Source organism: Peptostreptococcus anaerobius 653-L (assembly GCF_000178095.1).
GTDB classification, from domain to species: Bacteria; Bacillota; Clostridia; order Peptostreptococcales; family Peptostreptococcaceae; genus Peptostreptococcus; species Peptostreptococcus anaerobius.
The window spans coordinates 14,342-26,946 of record NZ_ADJN01000058.1 but is presented as its reverse complement, the minus strand read 5'-3'; the positions used below and the strand labels follow the sequence as shown (position 1 = coordinate 26,946).

Below are 12,605 nucleotides of genomic sequence, written 5' to 3'. Positions count from 1 at the left end.
TATGAAGAAGATTGATTTAGAAAATACAGCTTACAAAAAAGACGATAAGAAAAATTTTATTAGACTTATTTTGGATATTATATATCCTCAAAATCTGTCGTGTGTATTTTGTAAGATGCCCATAAGTAGGTCTAACAAGTACTCGGTATGCAAGTCTTGTTATGACCAGATGGTTTTTATTATAAATGCTTGTCCTAAGTGTGGCAAGCCAATTATAAATACAAGCCTTAAGAATGATAATGATATATTGGACTGTGATTATTGCAGGAATAAGTCTACAATATACGACAGGAATATATCATTTTTGGAATACGAGGATAAGTCAAAACACCTTGTATTCGACTTAAAATACAACTCAAAGACTTTCTTGGCTAATAACATATCCGATATAATGACAGATATGTTAAAGGAAATCTATCCAGATGTTATAGCTTCAATTGACTATATAACATACGTTCCAATGAGCAAAAAGCGCAGTAAGGATAGGGGATTTAATCAAGCCGGTGAAATAGCCAAAAGGTTGGGGAAAAACTTTGATATTGAATGCTTGGATATGATAGATAGAACAAGGGATACCAGAAAGCTACATGGCCTAAATGCAGATGATAGAAAAAGAGAATTGAGGGGTGTGTTCAAGGTTCAAGATGACTATACAAAGTACTTAGAAGACAGGGTTGTAGCTGTAGTAGATGATATATTTACGACAGGGTCAACGCTAAATGAGATAGCTAAGGTACTCAAGTTGTCTGGGGCTAAAGAGGTAATAGGCCTGACATTTCTTACTGGTAAGTATGAAAAGCCTATCATCGAATATATAGAATAGATATTATTAAAATATTTTAAGGGGGATTTATGAATAAGTTAATTAACAGTATGCTTGCTGCATCCATGGTAGTTTCTATGGCTACAAGTGTATTTGCTGATGATATAGATAATGTGGATGTAAGCGATAATGTGGGATCTTTAAGTACAAAAAGTAGTGAGGTTGACGGATTCAATTTTGAAACAGAGCCTCTATTAGAAAATAAAAATATAAAGACCAATTCTGCCTACTCAACACTTATGGGAAAAGACAGGATAAATACGTCTGTAGAAGTATCTAAAAAAACTTATCCATATGGAAGTGAGACAGCTGTAGTGGTAAATGGTTTTGTATATGCAGACTCGATCTCTGCTATACCTGTATCAGCAAAACGTGGAGGTCCTATACTTTTGACAGCAGGTAAGGAACTTGAGGGTGAGTTGGCAAGTGAACTAAATAGGTTGGATGTTAAAAACGTAATTTTGATAGGAGGATCTAGCTCTATATCAGATAAGATATACAAAAAATTGGAAGAAGACAAGTATAGGGTATCAAGAATCTCAGGCTCTAATAGGTATTTGACCAATCAAGAAGTTATAAAAGAAATATATGGCAAGACATATTATAATAAGGTTGTTTTTGTAAGTGGTGATAACTTTGCAGACTCGATAAGTGGTGGAGTATACGCCTATAAGACTAAGGCCCCGATTGTACTGGTTCCATCCACTCTTGATCAAGACAATAAAAAATACCTATCAGACTTAAATGTCAATGAACCGATTTTAATCGGTGGTACTAGGTACCTGCCTAAAGAGTTGGACAATATGTATACAAATTCCCAAAGATATGCTGGCTTTAACAGATATGATACATCATATACAATAAATACAAGATTGTTCGACAATCCTAAGAACCTTGTTATTACTACAGGGGAGGATTTTGCCGATGCCTTGTCAGGTGTACCTTACGCTGCTAACAACGAGGCCAACTTGGTCCTATATGATAACAACCCTAGAACATATATAAATTCTGACAAGTATTCAAGCATCACTTGTCTTGGTGGTAGGATAGCATCCAAGTTTAGAAATAAATCTATAAACAAATGGATATATTCTAAAGACTATGTTAAGAGTGCTGATATGCTTCTTTCTAATAAGCTTCCTAGAGAGGGAAGCATGGACAATCCTATAGATTTTAAGGGGAGTTTTAGTCCCTTGAAGTCTGAATCTAGGAGTTCAAGAAGGCAGTTGTATGGCTTCTTTTACCTAAATGACCTAGTAAATGCCTTTGAAGAAAGTGGCAATAGGTCTTATTTAGAAAAGGGAATGGAATTAATAAGGATATTCGAAAAGGAACAGGCCAATACCTACGATGATATAATGTGGCATGATGAGACAACTGCCAGACGCTTGGATTATTATCTTAGATTTTACTCTGTAGCCAATATACTGCTAAATCCAAGCGACAAGGACCTTTTGAATAAGTCTATGTACAATATGGCTACAAAGATGCTTTCTCCAGGTTTTTGGGCGGGCAATTATAACCATGGACTATTTCAGGATATGGCAGTGCTTAGGTATGCTGACTACATAGGTGACAGGGGTATGTATAAGTTGTCTCTCACACGTGCAGCTGAATATTTCAATACCCACTTTGATCAAGAAGGAGTCCATATAGAAAATTCCCCAGAATATCATTTTGTCATGCTAAAAGAGCTAGGTGACTTTTTAAAACAGGTAAGTAGGGCGGACACAAACTACTATGAAATACTAAAAAACAAGTTCGAGATGTCCAAGAAGTATTCAAGGTCTATTATACTTCCTGATGGTTTATTGCCAGTGGTCGGTGATACAGGTATGATAAAACCAAACCTTGAGGACTACTATGGACCAGAAAAAGAAGAAGAGGGTGACCAAATTAAAAGGTTTACATTTAAGAATGCTGGTTACGATATAGCCAGGAGTAAGGACGCATTTTTGATGATGAGGGGAGGATATCTAACAGACGTACACCATCACAATGACGACCTGTCTTTTTGGCTGTATAAGAAAGGAAATATATTCACTGAGGTAGGGGCCTTTGGTTATGAATATTCTAATCCACTTTCGAAGTATGTGAGGACTTTCAAGGCCCATAATTCTCTTGTTGTTGATTCTGATAACAACTATGGTGGTCTTGGTAGAGAGGTCAAAATACTTGATGGAGATTCTAGCACGATGGTTGGTATTAGTAAAAGACCTAAAAATACTGACTTTACTAGGGAGATAAAATACAATCCAGATATGACAGAGATAAGTATAAAGGATAAGGTCCAAGCCAGGGATAATTCTAGCCATAAGTATGAACTTTACTTCCATCTGGATCCAGAGATTGAAGTATCATTGAAGGATAAGACTGCCATACTTAAGAGGAGAAATATTGAGATAGGGAAAATGACATCTACAGCACCTATGAAGCTAGACAAGGATATATTCTGTAAAAATTATAGGGAAGATATAAAAAATACTAGTGTTATAGTTCTAGAAGTGAGCGGCAAAGACCAGCTTGTAGATACAAAAATAGAATTAAAATAGGGTCACTGAAAATAATTGTAGACATATAATTGAAATAGAAGTTATGTACTAATAAGTGTGTCTGTGCTATAATGTAGTATGTTAAAATAGCGAATAAAATAAGTTATAACATATATAACACTATGGAGGACAAAATGGGAATAAGTAATAAAAAGAATTCGTTTATTATGGGTACCCTCATATTGGGGGCAGCCGGTGTTGTAATAAAGCTGTTGGGGGCAGTGTTCAGGATACCCCTAACGTATTTGATAAGTGCAGAGGGTATGGGTTATTACCAGACGGCATACCCTGTATACGCCTTGTTCTTAACACTTGCTACGGCAGGTTTTCCAACGGCAATAGCCAAGTTGGTTTCTGAACAAGCAGCCCTTGGTAACCACAAGGGAGCCAATGAAATATTTAAGATAACACATTGGATGTTGTTCCTTACAGGTTTGGTTACATTTGTAATTCTCTTCTTTGGAGCAGGATTTATAGTTACAGATGTCCAGCACAATCCTAATGCCATACATGCTATGCACGCAATAGCGCCAGCACTTCTTATAGTGCCGTCTATGTCTGCATATAGGGGTTACTATCAGGGATACCAACAGATGACAAGGATAGCCGGTTCACAGATTATAGAGCAGGTATTCAGGGTATTCTTGGGACTTATGCTAGCCTATATGTTGATGGCCAAGTATGGACCTAAGTTTGGTGCAGCGGGTGGTATATCAGGAGCTACTATAGGAGCATTTGCATCATTCTTGTTCTTGCTATTTATCTATATGAAGGACAGCAAGGAAAGAAAGGCCTTGATAGAGACAAGTGTTGGTTATCACAAGCAGCCTACATCATTGATAATCAAGAGAATATTATTGGTCGTACTACCTATATCTATAGGAGCCTGTGTAATGCCTCTTGTAAATGTTGTAGATACTGTCATAGTAATATCTAGGCTAGAAGTTGCAGGTTATACAGGCGTTGCTGCCAATGCATTATTGGGACAGTTGACAGGTATGACTATACCGATTATATCAATGCCTATGATATTCACTACAGCAATAGGTATGTCATTGGTTCCAGCAATATCAGAGTCATATGCCCTAAGGAAGTTTGATGATGCAAGACACAATGCCAAGTTGGCATTTAAGATCACTCTTTTACTTTTATTGCCATGTGCCTTTGGTTTAGCATCACTTTCAGAGCCTATAATGGGACTACTATTCCCTAAGGAAAATGCCCAGACTCTTGGTATTATCCTGTTTACACTTGCTCCAGCCTGTGTATTCTTGGGTCTTTTATACACATTTAACGGTATACTTCAGGGTATGGGTAAGCCTATGATACCTGTATATGCCCTATTATGTGGTATAGTAGGTAAGATAGTAATATCATATACACTTACTGCAATGCCTCAGTTTAATATACTGGGATCAGCATTTGGTACAGTGGCATCCTATCTTATAGCTGCCATATTTGAGTATAGGTATATCAAGAAAGAGCTTAATATAGAATTCGACAAGATGCAGTTCTTTATCAAGCCAATAATAACGGTTATCCTGATGTTTGCAGGAGTCAAGCTTACTTATATGGGTCTAGGCATGGTTATATCAGGCAAGTTACTTACAATGATATCTATCATGGTAGGTGGTCTAATATATATTGTAGTGCTTCTTGGAATAGGCGGTATCAGCAAGGAAGAAATCCTAGCTATGCCTAAGGGAGACAAGTTATTTGGAAAATTAAAGAAGTTAAAACTAGTTAGATAGTATATAAGAGAGACTGGACAGTGTTCAGTCTCTTTTTATGTGGTATAATAGGATGATAGATAAGCATATGAATAAATATTTTTTAGGTGAGTTTGTATATAATAAGATTGAGAAAAACAGACCAAAAGAATAGTATAAAAAGGATAAAAATATAAGAGAGGTAATATATGAGTATAAGTATAATAGGTCTTGGGGCAGGAGATATATCTCAGATCAGTCACAGGGCGGTTGAAGAACTAAGGTCAGGCAAAAAGATATATCTAAGGACAAGTAAACATCCAGTTGTTGATCTACTAGGGATTGAGTATGAGTCTTTTGATTCATATTATGACCAAGGGGAAAAGTTCGAAGAGGTATATGATAGGATAGCCCAAAAGCTTGTGGACCTAGGTAAAGACACAGACATTATATATGCTGTTCCAGGTCATCCTAGAGTTGCTGAGACCAGTGTAGGTCTGGTAGAAGACTATTCAAGGGCAAATGGCGTAGATGTAGATGTCATAGCCTCAATGAGCTTTATAGATGCTATGTACAACTATCTAGCATTTGACCCATCAGAGGGATTCAGGCTCTTGGACGCTTTTAATATAGACAAAAGAGACCTCAGCATAGATTCTAATATAATTATAACTCAGGTGTACGACAGGTATATAGCATCCAATATCAAGCTGATGCTGATGGACTACTACCATGATGACCAAAAGGTGTGGATAGTAAAGAGTGCCGGTATAAAGGGCATGGAGTACAAGAAGGAGCTTGACCTATACGATTTGGATAGGGAGGAAAACTACTTTGACCACCTGACTAGCCTATATATACCTAAGGGCGGAAACAAGAAGACTAGTGACGTTTACGATATAGTTAAGGGGATGGATATAGGGAATATAGAAAGGGTCAGTCTTGAAGATAATCCGGGAATGGTCAACTATACACAGGAGATAGATTATAGGCTAAGCAAGCTAAAAGAAGGCCTAGACAGGATAAAGGACGACGATCTGGATGACGTCATGGACCTAGTAGGGCAGGGGCTTATGGACATTTTGGAGGTATGTGAAATAGGCAAGGATGAAGGGCTTTTTGACCTAGATGAAATATGTGAAAGATTAAAAAAGTAATTGCCTAATAATATATATTAAATCTTGAATTGTCCTGTCTATTATGTTATAATAAGGAAGTTGAATTCATAAACATGGGTGTATGCCCGTGTTTTTAATAAATAAGAAAGGGGTGACTTTGAAATGCAGAAGGATATACAGCCAAAGTACAAGGAAGTAGAAGTTAGATGTGCATGTGGAAACACATTCATGGCAGGCTCTACTGAGGATGAAATAAGGGTAGAAATATGTTCAGAATGCCATCCATTCTACACAGGTAAGCAGAAGAATATCGAAAAGGGTGGAAGAATCGACAAGTTTAAGAAGAGATTTAACATGGAATAAGCATTTTGTAGAATTATTAATATCTAAATTCGAATTTACGTATTATAAAAGCAGCTATAGGCTGCTTTTTTTCGTATATAGAAATTTTTATATCATCATAGCAATCCACATAATCACCCCACCAGCAACTACTGACAGGCCTATATTCCTAAACTTAACCGAAATAGCTATAACTATCAACAAGGGCACAAGCTTGATGTTGCTAGTGCTGATAAACAATTCTCCACCCTTGTAAAAAACGTCTTTGATAATCATGGCTACAAACACGCCTAGAGGTATGTATTTTATAAAAGAATCGAACTCCTTGGATGTGGACTTTTCGCCTACTATTGCAAAAGGTAGGTAACGAATTAGGAACATACCTACAAATCCAAGGACGATAATGGATATTTTTAATAAACTAGGACTCATTTTTCATCCTCCTTTTTCTCCTATCTAGGAAGTAGCCTATGCTAGTGACAGTCAGGGATATGATTATTAGGTCTAATCCTCCCTGGTATATTGTAAGTACGATAAAAGATACTACTATGGCTACAAAGAGCATAATTAAATCCATCTTGTCTGCAATCCTAAGAACAGTAAGTATAACAAACATACTAGACATCATAAAAAAAGCCAAGTCCATAGGTATATCTACAATCTGTCCAAATATGGCGCCTACTAGGTTGCCTATCATGCCGAAAACAGCTGCGAATACAGAGAAATAAAGGGCCATATCGTCATCCCAGTAGCTAGAAGAGTCGTATTTTATCTTGTTTATTGCAAAGGTCTCATCCGTCACAAACTGTGTGAAAAGGAGTTTTTTGATACCCTTCATATTTTTAGTCTCATTGATCAAGGATGAACTGTACATGGCATTTCTAAGACTTGAGACTAGGATTGTCGCAATCAAATATATGGATATCTGGGGGAAAATACCAGCTGCCAGCATATTAGCTGTTATAAATACGGCGCTACCTGAAAATATCAATACAGAGAACAAGACCACCTCTATAACGCTAAAACCGACCTTTTGTATCAAGGCACCACCCATGATTCCAAGAGCCACATAACCAAATGCTATTGGAAGAGATGTCAAAAAGGCGGACCAAATTTTTTCTTTTTTTGTCATAAGTACTCCTTTCTTTTTTTGTTATTAATTAAAAAGAGCTTTATTTTATAAATACATTAACTAAATTAACCCAAATTGAACTAAAAAGTAAGAAAATTTAGTATATTGATATTATATCACATTTGCCTAATTTATAGTTATAAATGCGAAAAATAGCAATAATTTTATGAAAGGAATAGTAGAACATAAGCTGTATAAGTAATATTTTATAGTAAATATATTTAGTGGTATTTTATCGTTGCTTACATCGATAGCGATGTATTTTAATGACATAATGCAAAAAAGAGTAATTTATTATGTATATATGTTAACAGCATATATATTTTCCTTAGTCTGGTGGTTCAGAGTGGGGCAAGATATTGTCGATATGAGTGTAAGTGCCAAGGATAGAATTAAGGACGATGAACTATTAGGAAAGAGGTATTCCATGTGGACTGATAAGGTTGAAAATACTACAGAGGTTGTGGTAAGTCATCCGTATTAGCACAAGGATTAATATTGGATCTTGTTCAACAGCCTATAACAATATGCAAAGAGCCAGTAGAAAAAGCCTGGAAAAACAGACATAGTGATAAGAGACAGTTTAAAAAATACAAGAATTTAGGTTATGATGGGGTTAAATCATTTGATGATTTTCAGAAAATAAAGTATAATGATACTAAGGAATGGGACATTGTAAAGGGATATACAGGCATTGTTCAAAAAGGTGAAATATCTCCACTTGTAAAGTATAGTAATTTCAAAAAGCATCACAATGAACTTGAAGATAAGCTTATTGGTATTAAAACTACTGATGAAGTTGAGATTAAAAGGGTATCATATCATTTTACAGGCAGGGCAATAGGTACTCATGATTGGGCAAATTCGAACAATTCAAAAGAAATTATGAAGAAGTTGAATCATAAACGCGTGCCTAGTGAGGATATAGAAAAGTGCTTGGCTAGTGGTAGTATTATCAAGAAGAGAAGTAATAGTGTATTATTGGGGTTAGATGGAAGATGTGGAGTTACATATAACCCAATTACAAACACTTTAATTCAATGTAATTTGAGGAAATAGAGAAGGTGTAAGTATGTTTGGCTTAACAAATGAAGAGATAGACTATCTGAAAAATTGTAATAGCAGTATAAAGCTTATGGTAGATACAAGTAATTATGCAGATTTGCAGACTGAAGTAGATTGGTATCTAACGAGTGATGATTGTATGTATTATGATTCTGATGGGCAAAATTGGTATACCGAAAAAGGTAAATATGTACAGTCGTTATATGACAAGATATTAGACTGGGAATATAGTCAAGAGTAAGCACTTTACAATAGTTAGGGTGCCTTTTTAGTGCATAAAATCGACCCAGACAAGTCGTTAAAAGGTCTATTTTTAATGCCTAAATTCGACAAATAAGTCGTCAAAATAAACCTTCGCAGTAGTATCTGCGTAATAAAAACGAAAAGGAGTATAGCAATGAAGAGAGAATTTTTAAAGAATCTTGAACTAGAAGACGGTAAGTTTACAGGTGCTGATTAGTTCATGGAAATGTAAACGAAGAATACTCAACATCAGGAGTTGAAAAGCAAAGATTCACAGCAGACCTAAAAATATTTGGTGGTGGCTTCAAGGTAGATAGAGTAGATGAAAAAACCAAAGGCAGGCCTAGAAAGTCAAAACCAAAGCCTGATGAATCAGGTGATAAGACAGAGTGTGAACAGAGTGAAAGCCAGTGCCTTTGACTCGTCGCTACCCTTGGGCTTATAGTCCGTGTGCAAACCACCCGTTGGACGGGTTGTCATGATTTATGGGGTTTTGGTGGGGGTTTCTTCCATCATATAAATAATCATAAATAATAACCCATGACCTGGAAGGCTTGCAAATACTTAATAAATAAAAATAGATAATTATTTGGGCTTATACATAGGATTATGGTATAATAATTTACTGTGAGTAAGGAGGTTTTATGATAGATAATAATACAATAAACTATAGATTAAAAGATGCAATAGAATATGGAATGGATAAATTAAAGGATTCAAGTCCAAGTCCAAGGTTGGATGTAGACCTTATGCTTTGTAAGGTCATGGATTTTGACAGGATGAAGCTGATGATGTCCTATGACAAGCCTATGCACCCGGAAGAGATAAAAGAATTTGAAAGAATGTTAGAGCAGAGGTCTATGAGAAAACCAATTGCCTATATCATAAATGAAAAAGAATTTATGGGCCTAAATTTCTATGTGAACGAAAATGTTCTAATACCTAGACCGGATACTGAAATAATAGTTGAAGAAGTACTGGATATAATTGACAGGGCACCAAAAGAGGGTGAGAATGGTCCTATCAAGATCATGGATATGTGCCTTGGCTCTGGTGCTATAGCCCTTAGTATTGCTAAATTGTCGAGTGTTGATCTTCAGATATGTGGTGTCGATATATCCAAGGAGGCTATAGATGTTGCAAGAGTCAACAGAAGAAGGCTTGGGCTTGGAGCCTGTGTAGACTTTGTAGAGTCTGACCTATTTTCTAGTAGTGACTTAGAGGTCTATCTCGATAGTCTAGACATCCTAGTTTCAAACCCACCATATATAGAGGACCATGTCATAGAAGGATTAGAACCGGATGTAAAGGACTATGAACCAATCTTAGCCCTGGCTGGTGGAGATGATGGCATGGATTTTTACAAGTCTATTATTAAATCGTCACCTAAATTTCTAAAAATAGGTGGATGGTTGGTGTTTGAGTCTGGTCACGATCAGGCCGAAAAAATAAAAAATGAAATGGAAAAAGTAGGTTTTGATTGTTTGTACTTCAAAAAAGATTTACAGGGCTACAACAGAATGGTAGCTGGAAGACTTATTCATAAAAACTAGTAAATTCAATAGTCCTAGACATGACTTTAAAGGGTCTTTTTTATTTTGTCAAAAAACAGATCTGAAAAAATATTAAGTTATTCAAAATAAACTATTGACCTTTTCCATACTTAGTCATATAATATCCAATATAATACTTTGACTATCAAAATAAGTTAGGAGGTATATTGAGTATGGAGTTAGAATTTATAAAAAATTTGGCTCAAATAATGAATGATGCTGGTCTGGGAGAACTTGAGTACAGGCAGGGTACGGATAGTTTGGTCCTGAGAACCAAGTCAAATGCATATAGTAATATGCTGAGCAGTCATTTATTGGGATCAAATATTGAAAATATTAATCAAGAAAAATTATCAAATAGAAGCTTTGGATTACAAAATAATATGGACAGCCACAATACAAATATGGGACCTATATCATCGGATGATTCTTCAAATGTTGGTGAATGTCCAAGTGACAAGGTCGATCAATCTGATTTGAAGGATATAACATCCACAATGATAGGTACTTTTTATACGAGTCCATCACCTGATGAACCAGTATTTGCCAAGGTTGGTGACAAGATCAAGAAGGGACAGGTTGTCTGTATCATAGAGTCTATGAAATTGATGAACGAAGTAAAGTCTTGCTTTGATTGTGAAATTGTAGAAGTATTGGTTGAAGACCAAGAAGTCGTAGAATTTGGTCAAGCCCTATTCAGAGTAAGGGAGGTCTAAGATGATTAGGCCTATAAAAAAAGTACTGGTTGCCAACAGGGGAGAGATTGCAGTTAGGATTATCAGGACACTTAAGGACATGGGAATCAGGTCGGTTGCCATATTTTCTGATGTCGATAGGGACAGCCTACATGTACAGATAGCAGACGAGAGTATTTGCATAGGACCTAAAAATGTCAAGGACAGCTACCTAAATAAGGTACAGATAATAAATGCAGCCCTTGTAACAGGTGCGGATGCCATACATCCAGGATTTGGATTTTTGTCTGAGAATTCATCTTTTGCCAAGCTGTGTGAGATATATGAGATAAAATTCATAGGTCCATCCAGCAGGCTAATATCTTTGATGGGAGATAAGGAAGAGGCCAAGAGACTTATGAAGGAGGCTGGGCTTCCTGTTGTAGAAGGTTCTGAAACAGTGGTAGAAAATATTGAGCTCGCAAAGATCATATGTGAGCAGATAGGATATCCAATCATCATCAAGGCTAGGTCTGGTGGAGGTGGCAAGGGCATGAGACTTGTAAGAGAAGGTCAGGACCTAGAGTCTGCCTTTATGTCAGCCAGAAAAGAAGCGGAAAATGCCTTTGGTGACAAGGAGGTCTATATAGAAAAATATATAGATGATCCTAGACATATAGAGGTACAGATACTTGCAGATGAGCATGGAAATGTGGTCCACCTAGGTTCTCGTGATTGTTCTATACAGATGAACCACCAAAAGATTATAGAAGAGGCACCAGCAACTTCTATAAGAGATGAGACTATGAACTACCTATACGATATGGCTACAAGGGCTGCTAAGTATGTAGGCTATACAAATGCAGGCACTATAGAGTTTCTTGTTGACAAGGATGGTAAGGCATACTTTATGGAGATGAATACCAGGATACAGGTTGAGCATCCGGTCACAGAGATGATAACAGGTATAGATATAATCAGAGAACAGATAAACATAGCGTCTATGGAAAAACTTGCCTATGAGCAAAAAGACATTACATTTACAGGTCATGCTATAGAGTGCAGAATCAACGCCTATGATGAAGATAATAATTTTATGCCGAGCGTTGGTAGGATAGAGGGGCTCAATATACCGGGTGGCTATGGGGTTAGGATAGACTCCTCTATATACCAAGGTTATATGGTATTGCCTTTTTACGACTCTATGCTAGTCAAGCTAATAGCCTATGGAAAAGATAGGAAAAATGCAATCGATATAATGAAGAGGGCTCTAGATGAGTTTGTAATAGATGGTATAAAGACCAATATTGGTTTTAACAAGGAAATAATGAGGGATGAGGTATTTGTAGCTAATGAGCATACAACATCATACCTACAAGGCAAGAGGAGGTAAC

13 protein-coding genes are annotated in these 12,605 nt (G+C 36.4%); 11 read left to right on the top strand and 2 right to left on the bottom strand.

Annotated elements, in window-relative coordinates:
- The first annotated feature begins 1 nt into the window (after window position 1).
- The 5 genes from HMPREF0631_RS07095 (at window position 2) to rpmE (ending at window position 6,565) form a co-directional block, all read left to right on the top strand.
- A complete protein-coding gene (locus tag HMPREF0631_RS07095) occupies window positions 2-823 on the top strand; it encodes a ComF family protein (RefSeq protein ID WP_002844147.1) in 822 nt (273 codons plus the stop codon).
- 29 nt (window positions 824-852) lie between these two features.
- A complete protein-coding gene (locus HMPREF0631_RS07090; protein WP_002844133.1) occupies window positions 853-3,375 on the top strand; it encodes a cell wall-binding repeat-containing protein in 2,523 nt (840 codons plus the stop codon).
- 134 nt (window positions 3,376-3,509) lie between these two features.
- Window positions 3,510-5,126 (top strand): putative polysaccharide biosynthesis protein, encoded by a 1,617-nt coding sequence (locus tag HMPREF0631_RS07085; RefSeq protein WP_002844153.1) that lies wholly within the window; start codon window positions 3,510-3,512, stop codon window positions 5,124-5,126.
- A gap of 167 nt (window positions 5,127-5,293) precedes the next feature.
- Complete coding sequence (locus tag HMPREF0631_RS07080) at window positions 5,294-6,241, top strand: SAM-dependent methyltransferase (protein ID WP_002844144.1); 948 nt, start codon at window positions 5,294-5,296, stop codon at window positions 6,239-6,241.
- Window positions 6,242-6,364: 123 nt separating this feature from the next.
- A complete protein-coding gene (rpmE, locus tag HMPREF0631_RS07075) occupies window positions 6,365-6,565 on the top strand; it encodes a 50S ribosomal protein L31 (protein WP_002844141.1) in 201 nt (66 codons plus the stop codon).
- 87 nt (window positions 6,566-6,652) lie between these two features.
- Here rpmE and HMPREF0631_RS07070 read toward each other — a convergent pair whose 3' ends face one another.
- Both HMPREF0631_RS07070 and HMPREF0631_RS07065 read right to left on the bottom strand, forming a co-directional pair.
- Window positions 6,653-6,976 carry an AzlD domain-containing protein gene (locus tag HMPREF0631_RS07070; RefSeq protein WP_002844165.1) on the bottom strand — a complete coding sequence of 108 codons (324 nt, stop codon included), beginning with the start codon at window positions 6,974-6,976 and terminating at the stop codon, window positions 6,653-6,655.
- Window positions 6,966-7,676, bottom strand: coding sequence for an AzlC family ABC transporter permease (locus HMPREF0631_RS07065; protein WP_002844124.1), 711 nt, complete (start codon window positions 7,674-7,676; stop codon window positions 6,966-6,968). Before HMPREF0631_RS07065 ends, HMPREF0631_RS07070 begins: the two co-directional genes overlap by 11 nt.
- A gap of 346 nt (window positions 7,677-8,022) precedes the next feature.
- Between HMPREF0631_RS07065 and HMPREF0631_RS07060 the strand changes: the two genes are divergently transcribed.
- From HMPREF0631_RS07060 to accC, 6 genes are all read left to right on the top strand, one after another.
- The gene (locus tag HMPREF0631_RS07060) at window positions 8,023-8,160 is read left to right on the top strand and encodes a terminase small subunit (RefSeq protein ID WP_002844161.1); all 138 of its coding nucleotides are present in this window, start codon (window positions 8,023-8,025) and stop codon (window positions 8,158-8,160) included.
- Between the two features lie 14 nt (window positions 8,161-8,174).
- Complete coding sequence (locus tag HMPREF0631_RS07055) at window positions 8,175-8,735, top strand: hypothetical protein (RefSeq protein ID WP_002844149.1); 561 nt, start codon at window positions 8,175-8,177, stop codon at window positions 8,733-8,735.
- 13 nt (window positions 8,736-8,748) lie between these two features.
- Complete coding sequence (locus HMPREF0631_RS07050) at window positions 8,749-8,982, top strand: hypothetical protein (protein WP_002844168.1); 234 nt, start codon at window positions 8,749-8,751, stop codon at window positions 8,980-8,982.
- Between the two features lie 646 nt (window positions 8,983-9,628).
- Window positions 9,629-10,537 carry a peptide chain release factor N(5)-glutamine methyltransferase gene (prmC, locus tag HMPREF0631_RS07045; RefSeq protein ID WP_002844159.1) on the top strand — a complete coding sequence of 303 codons (909 nt, stop codon included), beginning with the start codon at window positions 9,629-9,631 and terminating at the stop codon, window positions 10,535-10,537.
- 173 nt (window positions 10,538-10,710) lie between these two features.
- The gene (locus tag HMPREF0631_RS07040; RefSeq protein ID WP_002844146.1) at window positions 10,711-11,253 is read left to right on the top strand and encodes a biotin/lipoyl-containing protein; all 543 of its coding nucleotides are present in this window, start codon (window positions 10,711-10,713) and stop codon (window positions 11,251-11,253) included.
- Window position 11,254: 1 nt separating this feature from the next.
- The gene (gene accC, locus HMPREF0631_RS07035) at window positions 11,255-12,604 is read left to right on the top strand and encodes an acetyl-CoA carboxylase biotin carboxylase subunit (RefSeq protein ID WP_002844137.1); all 1,350 of its coding nucleotides are present in this window, start codon (window positions 11,255-11,257) and stop codon (window positions 12,602-12,604) included.
- Window position 12,605 lies beyond the last annotated feature (1 nt).

Coding starts and splice junctions, on each gene's coding strand:
- HMPREF0631_RS07095 (WP_002844147.1), top strand. CDS start 2: ATGAAGAAGATTGATTTAGAAAATACAGCTTACAAAAAAGACGATAAG.
- HMPREF0631_RS07090 (WP_002844133.1), top strand. CDS start 853: ATGAATAAGTTAATTAACAGTATGCTTGCTGCATCCATGGTAGTTTCT.
- HMPREF0631_RS07085 (WP_002844153.1), top strand. CDS start 3,510: ATGGGAATAAGTAATAAAAAGAATTCGTTTATTATGGGTACCCTCATA.
- HMPREF0631_RS07080 (WP_002844144.1), top strand. CDS start 5,294: ATGAGTATAAGTATAATAGGTCTTGGGGCAGGAGATATATCTCAGATC.
- rpmE (WP_002844141.1), top strand. CDS start 6,365: ATGCAGAAGGATATACAGCCAAAGTACAAGGAAGTAGAAGTTAGATGT.
- HMPREF0631_RS07070 (WP_002844165.1), bottom strand. CDS start 6,976: ATGAGTCCTAGTTTATTAAAAATATCCATTATCGTCCTTGGATTTGTA.
- HMPREF0631_RS07065 (WP_002844124.1), bottom strand. CDS start 7,676: ATGACAAAAAAAGAAAAAATTTGGTCCGCCTTTTTGACATCTCTTCCA.
- HMPREF0631_RS07050 (WP_002844168.1), top strand. CDS start 8,749: ATGTTTGGCTTAACAAATGAAGAGATAGACTATCTGAAAAATTGTAAT.
- prmC (WP_002844159.1), top strand. CDS start 9,629: ATGATAGATAATAATACAATAAACTATAGATTAAAAGATGCAATAGAA.
- HMPREF0631_RS07040 (WP_002844146.1), top strand. CDS start 10,711: ATGGAGTTAGAATTTATAAAAAATTTGGCTCAAATAATGAATGATGCT.
- accC (WP_002844137.1), top strand. CDS start 11,255: ATGATTAGGCCTATAAAAAAAGTACTGGTTGCCAACAGGGGAGAGATT.